Origin of the sequence: Lysobacter sp. Root604, from assembly GCF_001427505.1 — a bacterium.
Lineage (GTDB): Bacteria > Pseudomonadota > Gammaproteobacteria > Xanthomonadales > Xanthomonadaceae > Lysobacter.
This window is the reverse complement of record NZ_LMGS01000001.1, coordinates 908,196-925,520: the sequence shown is the minus strand read 5'-3', so window position 1 is coordinate 925,520 and position 17,325 is coordinate 908,196. Positions and strand designations below refer to the sequence as shown.

At 69.3% G+C, this 17,325-nt stretch carries 17 protein-coding genes and 1 tRNA gene; 12 read left to right on the top strand and 6 right to left on the bottom strand.

Going from position 1 to position 17,325, the window contains the following annotated elements:
• Positions 1 to 20: 20 nt before the first annotated feature.
• Entirely contained in the window at positions 21 to 296 is a 276-nt protein-coding gene (locus tag ASD69_RS04405; protein WP_056174401.1) for a polyhydroxyalkanoic acid system family protein, read from the top strand.
• Between the two features lie 267 nt (positions 297 to 563).
• Here ASD69_RS04405 and ASD69_RS04400 read toward each other — a convergent pair whose 3' ends face one another.
• Positions 564 to 1,286, bottom strand: a complete 723-nt coding sequence (locus ASD69_RS04400; RefSeq protein ID WP_056176553.1) for a hypothetical protein — start codon at positions 1,284 to 1,286, stop codon at positions 564 to 566.
• 132 nt (positions 1,287 to 1,418) lie between these two features.
• Here ASD69_RS04400 and ASD69_RS04395 point away from each other — a divergent pair, with 132 nt between their 5' ends.
• The 3 genes from ASD69_RS04395 to ASD69_RS04385 all read left to right on the top strand — a co-directional run bounded on the left by ASD69_RS04395 (position 1,419) and on the right by ASD69_RS04385 (position 4,840).
• On the top strand, positions 1,419 to 2,669 hold the full coding sequence (locus ASD69_RS04395; RefSeq protein WP_056174394.1) for a patatin-like phospholipase family protein: 1,251 nt from the start codon (positions 1,419 to 1,421) through the stop codon (positions 2,667 to 2,669).
• A 318-nt stretch (positions 2,670 to 2,987) separates the two neighbouring features.
• Positions 2,988 to 3,581, top strand: coding sequence for a phasin family protein (locus tag ASD69_RS04390; RefSeq protein WP_056174392.1), 594 nt, complete (start codon positions 2,988 to 2,990; stop codon positions 3,579 to 3,581).
• Positions 3,582 to 3,883: 302 nt separating this feature from the next.
• A complete protein-coding gene (locus ASD69_RS04385) occupies positions 3,884 to 4,840 on the top strand; it encodes a restriction endonuclease (RefSeq protein ID WP_056174390.1) in 957 nt (318 codons plus the stop codon).
• 308 nt (positions 4,841 to 5,148) lie between these two features.
• Here the strand turns inward: ASD69_RS04385 and ASD69_RS04380 are convergent, their stop codons facing one another.
• Positions 5,149 to 7,137, bottom strand: a complete 1,989-nt coding sequence (locus tag ASD69_RS04380; RefSeq protein ID WP_056174388.1) for an SDR family oxidoreductase — start codon at positions 7,135 to 7,137, stop codon at positions 5,149 to 5,151.
• Positions 7,138 to 7,289: 152 nt separating this feature from the next.
• On the opposite strand from ASD69_RS04380, the gene ASD69_RS04375 reads away from it, so the two are divergent.
• Entirely contained in the window at positions 7,290 to 7,547 is a 258-nt protein-coding gene (locus ASD69_RS04375) for an acyl-CoA-binding protein (RefSeq protein WP_056174386.1), read from the top strand.
• 54 nt (positions 7,548 to 7,601) lie between these two features.
• Positions 7,602 to 8,228, top strand: coding sequence for a TetR/AcrR family transcriptional regulator (locus tag ASD69_RS04370; protein ID WP_056174384.1), 627 nt, complete (start codon positions 7,602 to 7,604; stop codon positions 8,226 to 8,228).
• Between the two features lie 152 nt (positions 8,229 to 8,380).
• Here the strand turns inward: ASD69_RS04370 and ASD69_RS04365 are convergent, their stop codons facing one another.
• Positions 8,381 to 8,785, bottom strand: a complete 405-nt coding sequence (locus ASD69_RS04365) for a phasin family protein (RefSeq protein WP_056174382.1) — start codon at positions 8,783 to 8,785, stop codon at positions 8,381 to 8,383.
• Positions 8,786 to 8,933: 148 nt separating this feature from the next.
• Here ASD69_RS04365 and ASD69_RS04360 point away from each other — a divergent pair, with 148 nt between their 5' ends.
• The 3 genes from ASD69_RS04360 to arsC all read left to right on the top strand — a co-directional run bounded on the left by ASD69_RS04360 (position 8,934) and on the right by arsC (position 10,419).
• Entirely contained in the window at positions 8,934 to 9,788 is an 855-nt protein-coding gene (locus ASD69_RS04360) for a hypothetical protein (protein ID WP_056174380.1), read from the top strand.
• Positions 9,789 to 9,862: 74 nt separating this feature from the next.
• A tRNA-Val gene (locus ASD69_RS04355) sits at positions 9,863 to 9,937 on the top strand.
• Positions 9,938 to 10,059: 122 nt separating this feature from the next.
• Positions 10,060 to 10,419, top strand: coding sequence for an arsenate reductase (glutaredoxin) (arsC, locus tag ASD69_RS04350; RefSeq protein WP_056174378.1), 360 nt, complete (start codon positions 10,060 to 10,062; stop codon positions 10,417 to 10,419).
• A gap of 150 nt (positions 10,420 to 10,569) precedes the next feature.
• Here arsC and ASD69_RS04345 read toward each other — a convergent pair whose 3' ends face one another.
• A complete protein-coding gene (locus tag ASD69_RS04345) occupies positions 10,570 to 12,192 on the bottom strand; it encodes an FMN-binding glutamate synthase family protein (RefSeq protein WP_056174376.1) in 1,623 nt (540 codons plus the stop codon).
• Positions 12,193 to 12,262: 70 nt separating this feature from the next.
• Entirely contained in the window at positions 12,263 to 13,540 is a 1,278-nt protein-coding gene (locus ASD69_RS04340) for a nucleotide sugar dehydrogenase (RefSeq protein ID WP_056174375.1), read from the bottom strand.
• A gap of 351 nt (positions 13,541 to 13,891) precedes the next feature.
• Between ASD69_RS04340 and ASD69_RS04335 the strand changes: the two genes are divergently transcribed.
• Complete coding sequence (locus ASD69_RS04335; RefSeq protein ID WP_157498988.1) at positions 13,892 to 14,164, top strand: hypothetical protein; 273 nt, start codon at positions 13,892 to 13,894, stop codon at positions 14,162 to 14,164.
• Between the two features lie 167 nt (positions 14,165 to 14,331).
• On the opposite strand, the gene fabR is transcribed toward ASD69_RS04335, so the two are convergent.
• Entirely contained in the window at positions 14,332 to 14,985 is a 654-nt protein-coding gene (fabR, locus tag ASD69_RS04330) for an HTH-type transcriptional repressor FabR (protein WP_056174370.1), read from the bottom strand.
• 85 nt (positions 14,986 to 15,070) lie between these two features.
• Here fabR and ASD69_RS04325 point away from each other — a divergent pair, with 85 nt between their 5' ends.
• Positions 15,071 to 16,186, top strand: a complete 1,116-nt coding sequence (locus tag ASD69_RS04325) for a ferredoxin reductase (protein ID WP_056174368.1) — start codon at positions 15,071 to 15,073, stop codon at positions 16,184 to 16,186.
• Positions 16,187 to 16,191: 5 nt separating this feature from the next.
• Positions 16,192 to 17,325 (top strand): acyl-CoA desaturase, encoded by a 1,134-nt coding sequence (locus tag ASD69_RS04320; protein WP_056174366.1) that lies wholly within the window; start codon positions 16,192 to 16,194, stop codon positions 17,323 to 17,325.

Sequence of the window (17,325 nt, the reverse complement as noted above, 5' to 3'; positions counted from 1 at the left end):
ACCCTGGGAGGGAACCGTTTATGTCGAGCATCGATATCCGCCACGATCATTCGCTGACGCCGTCCAAGGCCCGCAAAGCCGTCGAAGAGGTGGCGGAAAAGCTGGCCGAACGCTTCGGCATCGAGTACGACTGGGCCGGCGACACCCTCAACTTCGCCCGCAGCGGCGTCGACGGCAAGATCGCGCTGGGCCCCAAGCAGCTGCGCGTGACCGCGAGCCTGGGCTTCCTGCTGGGCGCGCTCAAAGGCCCGATCGAAAGCGAAATCCGGCGGGTGCTGGACGAGCGCTTCAAATAAGACGAGTGCGGCGGCGCTAGCGCCGCTGCGCGGCTTCGACTCGGGGGATCGTCCTCGAGTTGCGTTGCGTGATTCGGGCGGCGCAGGTCTGGCGCTCTTGGTCTGACCTAGTCGTCAAGCACGACGTCGTCATCTCGCGCAGTCATACGAGTCGCACGCAGTCACGCGCAGTCCCGCGCGGCCACAGCCACCCGCGCGCGCCCCGAAGTGACCTCGCGGTCGTCCTGAGCGGGCTCGCCCCCAACCGACAGATCCAGCAAGCCCGCCCTACTCCAACCCCGGAAACGGGTCCGGATCGCCCTCGAACAGGCGCTGCGCGACCTCGCGTTCGTCCTCTTCGATCTCGGCGATGAACTCGCGCACGTCGCCCAACTGGCCGAAGGCCGCGAAGCCGCGTTCGAGAAAGCCCTGCAACTCCGCCACGCCGGCCGCCTTGGCCGGTCCGCGCGAGAGTTTCAGCAAGGTCGCCACGCCCGGCATGCGCACCGCCCGTCCCAGGCCCAGGCCGACGCGTCCGATCAGGTCGATCTGGTGCCCGCGCAGGCGCGGCAGGCCGCAGTCGCGGTAGGCCAGCGCATACAGGGCTGCATCCAGGCGCCGGCGCCGCGGCGCCAGGGTCTGCAGGCGCTGGGCCATGCGCAGGTCGAAAGCGTGGGTGAGCAGACCCAGCTCGATCGCGTCGGCGACCGTGCTCAACAGCGCCGAGGGCAACAGCCGCTGCATCATCGGCAGCACCCGCGCGATGTCGGCGTCGCGGCGGCTGAAGTCGTGGTCGTTGTAGACGTCGCTGAGGAAGAACTGCGCCGCCGGGCGCCGTCGCGGGTCGCGCAGGAAGCGGTCGAAGCTGGCCTCCAGGCGCCAGGCCTGCCACGCACGTACCTCGGGCAACCAGCGCAAGCCGTTGCGCGACTCCTGTCGTGGGTCGTGCAGGGCCTGATGGCGCGCCAGCAGGTCGCTCAGGCGGGCGGAAAGGTCGGTCGTCCTGGACATCGAGCGCATGATCGCGGCCGCGGCCGGCTGCCGCAACCGCCCTTGGCTACGACCAAAGTCGCGGCGTCTGGCATGCCCGCCGCGGTCGGCTACACTCGCGGGATACTCCTCCGCACGGTCGCCGCTCACCTCATGCTGTCACTCCATTCCGCCCAGCAACGGGCGCGTAGCACCGGCGCGCCGGCCAAGATCGGCCTGGCCATCGCCGGCGGCGGTCCGATCGGCGGCATGTACGAACTGGGGGCGCTGCGCGCGTTGGACGAAGCCCTGGAGGGCCTCGACCTGACCCGTCTGGATTGCTACGTCGGCGTCAGCAGCGGCGCCTTCCTGGCCGCGGGCCTGGCCAACCGCATGGACACCGCCGAGATGTGTCGGATCTTCATCACCGGCGACAGCGACGACGTCCAGTTCCGGCCCGAGACCTTCATGCGGCCGGCCTTCTTCGAATACATGAAGCGCGCCGCGAGCTTCCCGCGCCTGGCCACGCAGTGGTGGCGCGAGCTGCTGTTCTCGCCGCGCGAGGCGCGCTGGTCGGACCTGATCACCCGCTTTGGCGGCCTGATCCCGAACGGCCTGTTCGACAACGGCGAGGTCGAGCGCTTCCTGCGCGAGGTTTTCACCCGGCGCGGCCGCAGCAACGATTTCCGCGAACTCGACGCGCGCCTGTACGTGGTCGCGGTCGACATCGACAGCGGCGACGCGGTGCGCTTCGGCGGCGACGACTGGAACGACGTCCCGATCTCCAAGGCGGTCCAGGCCAGCGCCGCCCTGCCCGGCCTGTACCCGCCGGTGAATATCCGCGGACGCCATTTCGTCGACGGCGCGCTGCGCCGGACCATGCATGCCTCGCTGGTGCTGGAACAGGGCATCGACCTGCTGATCGGCATCAATCCGCTGGTACCGTTCAACCACAACCACGGCGGCGCGCCGGTGACCGAGGACAACAGCCTGGCCGCGGGCGGCCTGCCGGCGGTGCTGTCGCAGACCTTCCGCACCCTGCTGCAGTCGCGCATGCAGGTCGGCCTGGCGCGCTACGCCCAGCAGTACCCCAACATCGACCAGTTGGTGTTCGAGCCCAATGCCGAGGACGGCGAGCTGTTCTTCACCAACGCCTTCAGCTTCTCGGCGCGGCGGCGGATCTGCGAGATCGCCTACCGCAACACCCTGGCCGACCTGCGCCAGCGCGCCGATGCCCTGCGGCCGGTGCTGGCCGCGCACGGCATCCGCCTGCGCGAGGAGGTCCTGGCCGATCCACAGCGCTCGGTCCTGGACGGCATCGCGCCGCCCTCGCGCGACACCGAAACCACCGCGCGCCTGCGCCGGGCGCTGGACGATGTCGACCATTTGGTGACGAGCCGTCGCAAGCGAGCCAGGGCCAAGTAGCCGTAGGGTGCGGTGATAACCGCACCGGCACGGAGGTTCGGTTCGGCGCGATGATGCGGTTCGCCTTCGGCTCACCACATCCTACGGGCCGATCTTGGTTCGCAGGCCGTAGGGGCGGCGATAACCGCACCGGCACTGAGGTTCGGCACGGCGCAATGATGCGGTTCGCCTTGGGCTCACCGCCTCCTACGGGCTGGCAGCGCCGGGCTTCGCTGATTTTCGTCGGCCTTGGCCGCGCGTCCCGTCCAATGGTGTGAAAACTCTAGACAGCGCGCCCATCGTGCAGTGACATCGAATTCACGCCCGCTTGGAGGGCACATGGCCAAGTTCAAGAAGAACGCTAAGAAAACGACGGCCGGCAAGGCCAGCAGCAGCGCCCAGGAGCAGGCCGAGCGCCTGTCCAAGACCCTGAGCGAATCCGCGCAGCAGATCTGGCTGGCCGGCGTCGGCGCGTTCGGTCGCGCCCAGGCCGAGGGCACCAAGCTGTTCGAAGGCCTGGTCAAGGAAGGCCTGAACCTGGAGCAGACCGCACGCAAGTTCACCGGCGGTCAGGCCGATGCCCTGCGCGACGTCGTCGAGTCCAAGGTCGGTCACGCGCGCGAGCGCGCCGCCGACACCTGGGACCGCCTGGAGAAGGTGTTCGAGGAGCGCGTGCAGCGCGCCCTGGTCAAGCTGGGCGTACCGGGCCGCGACGACCTCGCCGGCCTCAGCCAGCGCGTCGACACCCTGACCGCCGAACTGCGCCGCCAGGGCGGCAAGCCCGCCGCCAAGCGCGCCGCCGCCAAGCCGGCCCCGGCCAAGAAAGCCAGCGCTGCCAAGAAGGCGCCGGCCAAGAAGCCGGCCGCCAAGAAGGCCGCGAGCAAGGCGCCGCGCAAGTCGATCGCCAAGCCCAAGCCGCCGGTCGCTCCCTGATCCACCCAGCCGGGCGGTCCGCCGCCCGGCCGCAGCGCTTCAACGCTCCAGCTCGCGCGCCTGAACGCCGGCCGCGCGACCCGCTAAGCCCGCCAGTCCGTCGCTCCGTATGCTCCCCTCCCCTTACGGTTTCGGACTGGCGGGCTTTCTTTGTCCGCCGCCCGCGGGCGCCCGCGTTTCTGTGGAAACCGGCGCCGATCTGTGTTCGCGGTGTGGCCACTCGCGCATAGCGTGAGCCACGGCCGCAGCTGAAGGTGCCGAGTGGCGTATATTTTGCGCCCCACATCCGGCCTGAGGCCTGCATGTCCAATGCTGTTTCGCTGCTGACCGCGCTCCTGACCGCCGTGCTGGCTGGCGGCGCGATCACGGCCTATCTGTGGTTGTACCGCCGTCGCCGCGCCGAGACCAAGGCCGGCATCGACGCCCTGGCGACCATGCGCTGGCGCGAATTCTCGCGCCTGGTGGTCGAGGCCCTGCAGCCGCGCGGCTTCGAACCCGAATCGGTCGAGCAGACCCTGGAACGCGGCACCCAGTCCGAGGAGCTGCGCCTGCAGCGCGACGGCCGCCCCTGGCTGCTGGCCTGCAAGCAGGGCCATGCCGACTACCAGGTCAGCGCCGCGGTGGTGGCCGAGTTCGCCAACGCGGTGCGCTTCGCCGGCGCCAGCGGCGGCGTGCTGGCCACGCCCGGCCGGATCGCCGACGTCGAAGTGCGCGGGACCGAACTGGAACGCTACGACGGCCCCGCGCTGTGGGCGCTGGTGCGCCCGCTGCTGCCGGAGTCGCTGCGCAACGACCTGACCGCGAGCACGCGCAAGCGGGTGATGCGCGAGACCCTGTTCGGCTGGGCCGCGGCGATCGTGCTGGGCGCGCTGGCGAGCCTGCTGCTGCCGGATCCGCCGCGCAACCTCGACGCCGCGCCGGTGGCGCCCATCGCCGCCGCTCCGGCCGCCGCCGCGCCGCCGGCCGCCACCGCCGAACCGGTGCTGACCGCGCCCGCGCCGGCCGACCCGAATCGCGAGCAATACGAACGCGCCGAAGTGATGCGCATGGTCTCGTCGCTGCCGAACGTGGAGCGCGCGTTGTGGTCGACCTCGTCGACGCTGCTGGTGTACCAGCTGCGCGAGGACGACCAGACCGACGCCAAGGAGATCTGCACCATCCTGGAGCGCTACGCCTTCCTGCGCTCCTCGCGCCTGCAACTGCAGCCGCCGCCGGGCAGCGACAAGCGGGTGCGTTTCCTGCAGTGCAAGACTTACTGAGCGCGTTCGTCTGTAGGAAGTTGTCGCCTCCGACGATCCTCCCCGTCTGAGGCTCTTCCCCCGCTGATGCTCTTCCCCCCTTTGAAAAAGGGGGGCCAGGGGGGATTTGCTTCTCGCTCGAAAAACACAAGGCACCAGCAACAGCAAATCCCCCCTAGCCCCCCTTTTTCAAAGGGGGGAATCGCATGCGTAGGATGTGGTGAGCCGAAGGCGAACCGCATCGCCACCGCCCAGCGCTCTGCCCCTACCCCGGACAAAGAATCGGCCGCGCAAGGCGGCCGATTCCATACCCGCTATTCGCGCTACGCCTACCAGTGCACGCCGCGCATCAAGGCCGCAAACGCGATCTGCTCGTTGCTCGCGTGCTCGTCCTTCAGGCCCTTGCGATCGCCCTTGGCCGCGGCCGAGTCCGGGAACAGTTCGAAGGCGGTGCTCATCACCACCTCGTAGGCCTTGGGCGCCAGCGCGTTGACCACCGAGGCGAAGATGCCCAGACGGGTCGCGATGCGGCTGGGCTTCTCGATGATGCCCTTCACCACCAGATCGGCGGCCTCGTCCGGGCTCAGGGTCGGGATGCTGTCGTACATCTTGGTCGGCGCGATCATCGGCGTCTTCACCAGCGGCATGTTGATGGTGGTGAAGCTGATGCCCTTGCCCGACAGTTCGCCCTGGGCGCAGCGGCTGAACGCGTCCAGCGCCGCCTTGCTGGCCACGTACGCCGAGAAACGCGGCGAATTGGCCAGCACGCCGATCGAGGAGATATTGATGATGTGGCCCTTGCGGCGCTCGGTCATCTTCGGCATGAAGCCCATGATCAGGCGCAGGCTGCCGAAGTAGTTGAGCTGCATGGTGCGCTCGAAATCGTGGAAGCGGTCGTAGCTGAGCTCGATCGAACGCCGGATCGAACGGCCGGCGTTGTTGACCAGGATGTCGACGTGGCCGTGCTCGGCCAGGATCTGCTTGACCAGGCGGTCGCAGTCGGCCATGTCGGCCAGGTCCGCGGTGTAGGCGAAGACCTTGCCGCCGGCCGCCTTCATCGCGTCGCGGGCCTTGAACAGCTCCTCCTCGCCGCGCGCCACGATCACCGTGATCGCGCCGGCCGCGGCCACCTTCTCCGCGGTCGCCAGGCCGATGCCCGAGGAACCGCCGGTGATCACCACCACCTTGTTGCGGACCTTGCCCTTGAGGGTGCGGTCGATGAACAGATCCGGGTCCAGGTGGCGTTCCCAGTAGTCCCACAGGCGCCAGGCGTAGCCGTCCAGGTGCGGCACCTTGATCCCGCTGCCGCGCAGCGCGCGCTCGGTTTCGCGGTTGTCAAAGCGGGTCGGATAGGTGATGAACTTCATCACCTCCTTGGGAATCTTGAAGTCGCGCAGCAGCATGCCGATGAAGCGCTTGACCGGCGGCAGGTTGCCGACCGCGCCGCGGATGCCCGAGGGCACGAAAGCGAACATGCGCGCGTCGATGCGCATGGTCATCTCCGGCGCGTGGCCGGCGCGGGCGAAGGTGTTGAGCACCTCGCCGACGCGCTGCGGCTCCGGATCGGTCAGGTGGAAGCAATGCCCGTCCAGCTTGGGCTTGTGCGCGATGTGGTCCATCGCGTCGACCACGTAATCGACCGGGATGATGTTGATGCGTCCGCCCTCGATGCCCAGGGTCGGCATCCACGGCGGCAGCATCTCGCGCAGCTTCTTGAGGAAGGTGAAGAAGTAGTAGGGGCCGTCGATCTTGTCCATCTCGCCGGTCTGCGAGTGGCCGACCACCATGCCGGGCCGGTAGATGCGCCACTTGACGCGCTTCTCGGCGCGCACCAGGCCCTCGGAATCGTGCTTGGTGCGCAGGTAGGGATCGTCCAGGCCCTCGGCCTCGTCGAACATGTCCTCGCGGAACACGCCCTGGTACATGCCGGCGGCGGCGATCGAACTGGTGTGGTGGAAGCAGCCGGCGCCGATCGCCGCGGCCAGGTCCAGCGCGTGCTGGGTGCCGTCGATGTTGGCCGCGCGCTGCGCCTCGGCGCTGGCGGTGAGGTCGTAGATGGCCGCCAAATGGAAGAAATGCTTGATCTTGCCGTTGAGCGCGCGCAGTTGCGCCGCGCTGAGCCCGCACTTGGCCGCGGTCATGTCGCCGTAGACGGGGATCACCCGCTTCAGGTCCCAGCCCATCTTCTTGGCCGTGGCGTCGAACTTCTTTTGCGAATCCTTGCGCACCAGCACATGGATCGTGCCCTTGCGCTTGAGCAGGTTGCTGACCAGGAACCGGCCGATGAACCCGGTCGCGCCGGTAACGAAATAACTCATGCCCCTCTCCTTGACCCCAAGTCGGCCGCGCGGCGGCGGTACACGCCTAACTTGCCAGAGCCCGGGCGCGCGGACAATTCCCTTCCGTATTGACCACCCCGCCGGTGCGTGCGGTAATGCCCCATCACCTTGGTCGCCGGGAGGGGCACACCATGTCCGATCTGAAGTCCAGTTTCGAGCAAGCCGCAAAGGATGTGCAGTCGCTGTCCGAGCGCCCCGACAACGACACCCTGCTGCGCCTGTACGCGCTGTATAAGCAGGGCGCCGAAGGCGACGTCAGCGGCGCCAAGCCGGGATTCTTCGATTTCGTCGGCACCGCCAAGTACGAGGCCTGGGCCAAGCTCAAGGGCACCGGCCAGGACGAGGCGATGAAGAAGTACGTCGACCTCGTGAAGAAGCTGCGCGACTGATGCCGCGCGGGGCGCGCCGACCGATGGCGTCACGATCCAGGGCGGGTTGACCCCGTGGCCAAACAGACCCGCCAGCGCATCCTCGACGCCGCGTTGACCATGTTCAACGCCCAGGGCGAGCCCAACGTCACCACCAACCATATCGCCGACGAGCTGGAGATCAGCCCCGGCAACCTGTACTACCACTTCCGCAACAAGGACGACATCATCGAGCAGCTGTTCGCGCGCTACGAGGAGCGCATGGACGGCGCGCTCGCCGCGCCGCAGGGGCGCCTGCCCGGGCTGGAGGACATCTGGCTGCAACTGCACCTGGTGTTCGAGTGCATCTGGGACTACCGCTTCCTGTACCGCGACCTGGTCGAGATCCTCAGCCGCAACCGCCGCCTGCGCCTGCGCTTCGCGCGCATCCTCAAGCGCGCCGACGAACAGGCGCATACCGTCATGCGCGGCCTGTCCCAGGCCGGGGTGATGCGCGCCTCCAGCGACGAACTGGCCGCCACCGCCACCAACGTGCTGGTGATCGCCACCTTCTGGCTCAATTACGCCTCCGCGCGCGGCGACAAGGACGAACATGCCGCGATCCGCGACGGCATCGTCCAAGTGATGATGCTGATGGCGCCGTTCCTGCGCGACGCCGAGCGCGTCCACCTCAACTCGCTGACCCGCGCCTACCTGGACTGACCGCGAATCCGTCGTTACGGAACCAGGCGCCTGCTGTGGGAGCGGCGTAGGCCGCGATCGGCATTCCATCCGCGGCAGCGGCCGTGACCGCCGACGCCAGCCACAAAAAAGGGCGCCGATCGGCGCCCTTTCTCGTCGTTAACGCCTCGGCCTCAGGCCTTGCGCGCGGCCCGCTTGGCCGGCTTGCGCACCGCGCGCCGCGCCGGCGCCGGCTTCTTCTTGGCCTTGGCCGGCTTGCGCGCCTTGCGCTGGGTCTTGGGCTTGAGGCCCAGCTTGTCCAGCACCGGCGCCAGACGGGTCTCGACCTCGGCGCTGAACTTGACCACCCGCGGCTCGACCTGGCCACGTACGTTGTCCAGCTGCCCGCGCAGGTTCTGGCGCGTTTCGCGCACCAACTTCTGCGCCCGGCGCTGCAGTGCATCGGCGCGCTCGACCGCGCGGCCGGCGGCGTCGAAGCCGCCACGGCGGGCGATCGCGACCAGGCCGAGGCCGGCCAGCCACAGGTGGCGCAGCGTGGTTTCCTTGGGCGCGCGGGTCTTGCGTTTGACGGTTGCCATCTGAGTGCTCCGCTGACCGGCCGGAGGGCCGGTTTCTCGACCGCCACTGTGGCCAAGCGCCATGGAGCAATCACACTAGGCGCCGGCCCTTGCCAGAACACCGCCGGTGGCGGGATGCTGCGCTACCGACTTACGACAAGGACTGCAGATGGCCGCGAAATCCGCCTGGGCCGCTTTTCCGCACGATGCCAAGGGCTACGCCTACGCCGGCGACGCCCTCAAGAAAGCCTGGCCCAAGCTGCACGCCGGCGACACCGAAGCCTATCCGGACGCCAAGCGCGCGGCCGCGCTGATCGCCGCCGCCGGCAAGGCCGCGCCCAAGGGCCTGGATGCCGACGCGCTCGCGAGCGCGCTGCAGGACGCCTGGCGCGCCTTCCACCGCGGCGATTTCAAGGCCGCCTTCGACGCCGGCGAAGCGCTGGGCCCGGTCGGCGCCTCGGTGGCGGTGAAGGCGCTGGGCATCCACGCGACCTATCTGGTCGACGACGAGGCCGAGAAGCTCAAGCGCTACGAGCACGCGGCCAAGCTCGCCGAGGCCGCGGTCAAGGCCCTGCCCGACGAGGCCAACAGCCACTACCGCCACGCGTTCGCGCTGGGCCGCTACAGCCAGGGCCTGAGCATCGCCAAGGCGCTCAAGGCCGGCATCGCCGGCAAGGTCCGCGCCGCGCTCGACGCCACCCTGGAACTGGCGCCCAAGCACGCCGAGGCGCATACCGCGATGGCGCTGTACCACGCCGAGATCATCGGCAAGGTCGGCGCGATGATCGGCGGCCTCACCTACGGCGCCAAGGCGGCCGAGGCCGACAAGCACATCAAGACCGCGCTCAAGCTGACTCCGGACTCGCCGATCGCCTACATCGAGCAGGGCAACGTGCTGATGCTGCTGCACGGCGACAAGCAGGAGGATGCGGCCGCCGCGGCCTACGAAAAAGCCGCCAAACTCAAGCCCATCGACGCCATGGAGGCGCTGGACGGGGCCTACGCGCGCGCGCAGCTGGAATGAGGCCACGGGGGGCGGCAACGAGGAAGGCTTGCCTAGTCCGCGCCCGCCCCCTACAATCTGCGGCCCAAGTATTTGGGCGGTTAGCTCAGCGGTAGAGCACTGCTTTCACACGGCAGGGGTCACAAGTTCGAAACTTGTACCGCCCACCAGATACTGACGAAGGCCGGCCCAAGCCGGCCTTCGTCTTTTCCGCGGCTCGATTCTCCGGAGCCGGTACCGTGGGCCGGCGCCGTGCGATCGCGGCCGGCACTGCCGCCGTCAGGAGCGCGCGATGCAGCCTTCGTCCCCTACCCGCCTCTATCACAACCCCGGCTGCTCGAAGTCGCGCGGCGCGCTGGAGCTGCTGCGCGAGCGCGGCATCGAGCCGCAGATCGTGGCCTATCTGGAACGCGCGCCCGACGCCGAGGAACTGCGCGGCCTGCTCGACCTGCTGGGCCTGCCCGCGCGCGCCCTGCTGCGCAACGGCGAGGACGCCTATACCGCGCTCGGCCTGGACAACCCCAACCTCGACGACGCGGCGCTGATCGCCGCGATGGCCGCGCACCCGCAGTTGATCGAACGCCCGGTGTTCGTGCATAGCGGCCGCGCGGTGATCGGGCGACCGCCGGAACGGGTGTTGGAGCTGCTCTGAGTCTTGCCGCTTGGCCGCTTTGGACTTCTGTGGGAGCGGCGTGAGCCGCGATTGAACTCCAACGGCTGTCGGGCTCGCACTGCGGTGTGCGGGCTCAATCGCGGCTCACGCCGCTCCCACAGAAAGCGGGCCCCGCGGCAAACCGCGGACTCACATGGACTTGCTGGCCCGCAGCGACGCCACCTTGTCGGGCGCGGCGAATGAATCGCTGCGCGCGCCGGCCCAGTAGCTCTGGAACACCGCGTGCTGCGGAATGCGCCCGATCAGATCGCCGGGCGCGAGGAAGTTGTACAGCGCGCCCAGCGAACGCACCTCGGTCGCCGACACCCGGCGCACGATGTGCTCGGGCCCCAGTTGCTCCGGATGCGACAGCCCCGCCGCGCACAGCAGATCGCGCAAGGCCTTGAGCGTGTTGTCGTGGAAATGGAACACGCGCGTGGCCTTGTCCGGCACGTCCAGGCGCCGCCAGCGGCTGGGATCCTGGGTGGCGACACCGGTCGGGCAACGATCGGTGTGGCAGCTCTGGGCCTGGATGCAGCCCAGCGCGAACATGTAGCCGCGCGCCGCGTTGCACCAGTCCGCGCCCATCGCCAGGGTGCGTGCGATATCGAAGGCGCTGGTGATGCGGCCGGCCGCGCCGATGCGGATGCGATCGCGCAGCTCCAGTCCGACCAGGGTGTTGTGGACCAGCATCAGCGCCTCATGCATGGGCACGCCGACGTGATCGATGAACTCCGCCGGCGCCGCTCCGGTGCCGCCCTCGGCGCCGTCGACGACGATGAAGTCCGGCAGCAACCCGGTTTCGTGCATGGCCTTGGCGATGCCGAACCATTCCCAGGGGTGGCCGATCGCGAGCTTGAAGCCGGTCGGCTTGCCGCCCGAGGCTTCGCGCAGGCGCGCGACGAACTCGAGCAGCCCGCGCGGCGAATCGAAGGCGCTGTGCTTGGCCGGCGAAACGCAGTCCTGACCCATCGGCACGCCGCGCGTGGCCGAGATCTCGGCGCTGACCTTGGCCGCCGGCAGCACCCCGCCGTGGCCGGGCTTGGCGCCTTGCGACAGCTTGATCTCGATCATCTTGACCTGCGGATCGGCCGCGGCCGCGGTGAAGCGCGCCAGGTCGAAACGGCCCTGCTCGTCGCGGCAGCCGAAATAGCCCGAGCCGATTTCCCAGACCAGGTCGCCGCCGTTCTCGCGGTGATACGGCGAGATCGAGCCCTCGCCGGTGTCGTGGTAGAAGCCGCCCAGCTTGGCGCCGCGATTGAGCGCGCGGATCGCGTTGGCCGACAGCGAGCCGAAGCTCATCGCCGAGATGTTGAACACGCTGGCCGAGTACGGCTGCGCGCTGGCATCGCCGATGACGATGCGGAAATCGTGTTCGACATGAGGCGTGGGCGACATCGAATGGTTGATCCATTCGTAGTCGTGGCCGTACACATCCTGCTGGGTGCCGAACGGGCGCACGTCGTTGACCGACTTGGCGCGCTGATAGACCAGGGCGCGCTGCTGGCGCGAGTACGGCACCTCGGCGGTATCGGCTTCGATGAAGTACTGGCGCATCTCCGGGCCGATCGATTCCAGGCCGTAGCGGAAATGCGCGAGCACCGGATAGTTGCGGCGCAGGGTGCTGCGCGTCTGCAGCAGGTCCCAGGTGCCCAGCGCGGCGATGGCGCCGAACGCGAGCGCGCCCCACCACCAATCCGGTTCCCACAGGGTCGCGATCAGCACCGATGCGAGCAGCAGGATCAGGCTGGCGATGTAGACGGCATAGCGCATGGAGGGCGGTTCGATCGCGGGCTGCGGCGAGCATAACGCGGCCGCGCGTCGCGCGGGTCGCATCGAACGATCAAAGCCGGGCGTCGATCTGGTCGCGCGGGTAGACGCTCTTGATGTCGTACAGCAAGGCGCCCGGGCGCCCGTAGGCGCGCGCGCCGGCCGCACCCAGCGCGCGGAACTGCTCGTGCGCGACCGCCAGCACGACCGCGTCGTAAGCGCCCGCCTGCGGCTGCGTCACCACCTCGACCCCGTATTCGCGCAAGGCATGGTCGGCATCGACCCAGGGGTCGTGGATATCGACCTGGGCCCGGTACTCGCCGAACTGGCGCGCCAGTTCGATCACCCGGGTATTGCGCAGGTCGGCGCAGTTTTCCTTGAACGCCAGGCCCAGGATCAGGATGCGCGACCCGGCGACGGCGACGCCGCGCTGGATCATGCGCTTGATCACGTCGGCGGCGACGTGCTCGCCCATGGCGTCGTTGATGCGGCGGCAGGCGTGCAGGATCTCCGGGTGGTAGCCGGCGGCCTGCGCCTTCTGGATCAGGTAATACGGGTCCACGCCGATGCAATGGCCGCCGACCAGGCCCGGACGGAACGGCAGGAAATTCCACTTGGTGCCCGCGGCTTCCAGCACCTCGGTGGTGTCGATGCCCAGGCGCTGGAAGATCAGCGCGAATTCGTTGACCAGGGCGATGTTGGCGTCGCGCTGGGTGTTCTCGATCACCTTGGCGGCCTCGGCCACGCGCAGGCTGGAGGCCTTGTGGGTGCCGGCCAGGATGATGCTGCGGTACAGCGCATCGACCAGCTCGGCCGCCTCCGGGGTCGACCCCGAGGTCACCTTCGGAATATCGATCAGGCGCCGCTGCTTGTCGCCGGGATTGATCCGCTCCGGGCTGTAGCCGACGTGGAAGTCCTGGTTGTAGCGCAGGCCCGAGGCGCGCTCGAGCTCGGGCACGCAGATTTCCTCGGTCGCGCCCGGGTACACGGTGGATTCGTAGATCACCAGCGCGCCCGGCCGCATCAGGCCGCCGATGCTGCGGCTGGCCCGCACCAGTGGGCAGAAGTCGGGGCGCTTGTGCTCGTCCACCGGCGTGGGCACGGTGACCACGAACACGTCGCGGTCGCGCAGGTCCTCGGGGTTGGCGCTCAAGCGCAGGCGCGCGGCGGCCGCGATCTCGTCGGCGCCGGCCTCGCCGTTGCCGTCCTCGCCCGCGGCCAGCGCGGCCACGCGCGCGGCGTCGATGTCGTAGCCCAGGGTGTCGTAGCGCTTGCCCAGCTCGATCGCGAGCGGCAGCCCGACGTAGCCCAGCCCGATGACCGCGATGCGTGCGCTTGCCAGATCCTGCATGCCCTGCCCTGACGTAGTGAGGAACCGCCACCGTCCCGGGAAGGCCCAGGCCAGGCGCCGGCCGATTATAGGGGTCGGCCCACGCCGCCAGCGCCCGGCAACGCACGACTGTCATCGGCGCGCGCCACTATCCGACCGCGAGGCGGCCGTGCGCACGCGTGAACGGGCCGATTCGGATTTTTCCTACATGCGTATCAGGCCTGCGCCGACTGACTCGCCACCGACGCGGGCGCAGACTGGCCCGGTCTGGCAGCCAGCGCGGATCCGGACCAGGACCTCGCTCGCCCCTGGATGCCCCCGACCACCGGCCCGTCCAAGCCGGCCCCCGCCCACGCCACCGGGACCTGTGCCATGCCGTACCGAGTCGAACTTCGTGAACAGCACAACCGCGGCAGCCTGATCTGCAGTCCGGCCACGATCGAGCCGCACCGCGACCTGCAGGCCGCGGGCGCCGCCGCGCACCAGGACGCGGTCGAGCACGCCAAGGCCTACCGGGTGGACGTGCGCGTGCAGATCTACGCCCCGTCCGGCCAGCTCGCCATGGGCACCCAGGTACGTCATTCCGAAGTCGCCGCACCGGGCCGGCCGCGGCCGCATCTGACCCTGGTCGCAAGCGCACCCTGAGCGCGGGTGCACGATGCCGGCGAGCGTAGCGCTCGCGATTTCGCATCCACATTCGTCGGCCCAGGCCGCGCTGCCGCGGCTACGCGGCTACATCCGTCCAATCTGGCGCCTACGCGATCGGCGCGATCGCGGCATCCGCGGCGCGGCGTCGAGCGCGCCCCGCGGCCTCAGTCGCGCGCCATCGCCTGCGCGCCGGCCAGGATCATCCGCACCATCTGGGTCAGCTGCTGGATCAGCTCGGCGTCCTTGTGCGGCGGCAGGTCCATCGCGGTGGCGCCGACCGCGAACACCAGGCGGGTGATCGCCTTGGCAACCAGCGCCGGTTCCAGCAGGGTCACGCCGTCGGCCGCCGACAGGCGTACCAGGTCGATGCGCAGCTCTTCCTCGAAGAAGGTCAGCTCGCGATCCACCGCCTGCTTGAACGCGTCCGAACCCACCGTGCCCTCGCGCAGCAGCACGTGCAGCAACTTGTCGTCGGCGCGCACCTGTTCCATGAAGGCGGTGACCGAGTCGCGCACGATGCTGTGACTGGTCGCCGCGCGCCGGCGCGCCGCACCGACGATCTTGCGCAGCGACTGCCCGGCCAGATCGATCAGGGCCACCGCCAACTCGTCGATGTCGCGGAACTGGCGATAGAAGCTGTTGGGCGCGATCCCGGCCTCGCGCGCGACCTCGCGCAGGCTCAGGCTGGACACGCTGCGATGCGGCCCGATCAGGCGCAGCGCGGCGGCCAGCAGGTCGTCGCGAGAAATCGCGGCCTTGCGCGCGGAGGTCGAATCGTCGTCGGCAGCTACGGGGTGTTGGGTCACGGAGACGAGCATGGACGGGATCGGGCCTGCATCATAACGACGGCGGTCAATATACATGTGTCTATACACTTGTGCTCTCACGTGTATAGTGTCGCCCATGAGCGCCCGCCCCCGCCCCACCCCCGCCCGCAACTCCAGCCGCCCGGAAAGCCCTTTCAGGCGCCTGGCCCGGCCCTGGCTGTCGCCGGGCGTGTTCGATTTCTGGGCCTCGCGCCTGCACCCGACCTGGTCCTGGGAGCGCCCGCTGGCGCGCATCCTTGAGCGCCGCGCCGAGTCCGCCGACGCGGTGACCCTGGTCCTGCGCCCGAACCGCCACTGGGCCGGCTGCCTGCCCGGCCAGCACCTCAACGTCAGCGCCGAGATCGACGGCTGCCGGGTGACCCGCAGCTACAGCCCCACCGGCCTGCCCGGCCGCGACCGCCGCATCGCGATCACGGTCAAGGCGGTCGAGGGCGGCAAGCTCAGCCGTTATCTGTGCGAACAGGCCCAGGTCGGCGATGTGCTCGACCTGGGCCCGGCCTTCGGCGAGCTGCGCCTGGACAAGGGCGCTCACGTGGCACGCCTGTTGCTGGCCGCGGGTAGCGGCATCACCCCGATGATCGCGCTCACCCGCGCCCTGGCCGCGCAGGGCATGCCCGCCCCGCTGAGCCTGTTGTACTGGGCGCGCAAGCGCGAGCAGCTGTGCTTCGTCGACGAACTGCGCGGCTACGCGGCCGCGCATCCGCAGTTCCAGGTGCGCTTCCTGCTCACCGGCGAGGCCGCGCTCGCGCGCGATGAGGGCGAAGGCCGCATCGACGCCGCGCAGCTGGCCAGCCTGGCCGATCTCGCGCAGCGCGAGGTCTACGCCTGCGGCCCCGGCGGTTTCGTCGACCAGGCGCGCGCCTTGCTCGCCACGCAGGCACGCTCGTTCCAAGCCGAGGCCTTCAGCCCGCCGCCGCGCACGCTGGAAACCGAGGGCACGGTCGAGATCACCCTGGCCGCGAGCGCACGCAGCTTCACCGTGGCGCGCGGGCAGTCCCTGCTCAGCGCGCTGGAAGCGCAAGGCCTCAAGCCCGCCTCCGGCTGCCGCATGGGCATCTGCAACACCTGCGCCTGCGGCAAGCGTTCGGGCAGCACCCGCCACCTGCACACCGGCGATGTCCAACACGAGCCGGTGTCCGCGCTGCGCCTGTGCGTGAACAGCGCCACCAGCGATCTCGTCCTCGATCTGTGACCCCCATGACCATCACACCCCGCAATCGCGCGCTGAGCCCCGACGAACTCGAACGTTTCGGCGTGGAACTCGACGCGGTGCGCGCGCGCACCGCCGCCCAGCTCGGCCAGCGCGACGCCGACTACATCCGCACCATCGTCGCCGCGGTGCGCTGGACCGGCCTGGGCGGACGCCTGGCGCTGATGATCGGCGCGATCGGCGGCGCCTTCCTGCCGGCCCTGCTGCTGCCGGCCTGGATCCTGGGCGTGCTGCTGCTGGCGCTGTCCAAGATCCTGGAGAACATGGAGCTGGGCCACAACGTCATGCACGGGCAGTACGACTGGATGCGCGACCCGCATCTGGACGGCAAGACCTACGAATGGGACATCGCCGGCACCAGCGACAACTGGCGCAAGACCCACAACTACCAGCACCACACCTGGACCAACGTGCGCGGCATGGACGACGACATCGGCTACGGCCTGCTGCGTCTGTTCCCGGAGCAACGCTGGAAGCCCTACTACCTGGTCCAGCCGCTGGTCGCGGTGATCTTCGCCCTGCTGTTCGAATGGGGCGTGGCGATCCAGGACCTGCGCCTGGGCCGCTGGTGGATCGGCAAGACCAGCACCGCGCAGTTGCGCCGGCACTTCCGTCCGGTCGGCCGCAAGATGGCGCGTCAGGTCCTGAAGGACTACGTGTTCTTCCCACTGCTGGCCGGCCCGTTCTTCCTGCCGGTGCTGCTGGGCAACGTGGTCGCCAATGTGCTGCGCAACCTGTGGACCTACACCGTGATCTTCTGCGGTCACTTCACCGCCGACGCCGAAACCTTCTCCAAGGAGTCGGTGGCCGGCGAATCGCGCGGCCATTGGTACCTGCGCCAGCTGCGCGGCTCGTCCAACCTCACCGGCGGCAAGCTGATGGACCTGATGACGGGCAACCTCAGCCATCAGATCGAGCACCACTTCTATCCCGACATCCCCGCCCACCGCTACGCCGCGATGGCGGTGGACGTGCGCGACATCTGCGCGCGCTACGGCCAGCACTACAACACCGGCTCGCTGCCGCGCCAGTTCGGTCAGGTGGTGTGGCGGATCCTGCGCCACGCCCTGCCCAGCCGCCCGCCGGCGAAGCAGGCGCGACTGGCGCGTTCGCCGGCCTGA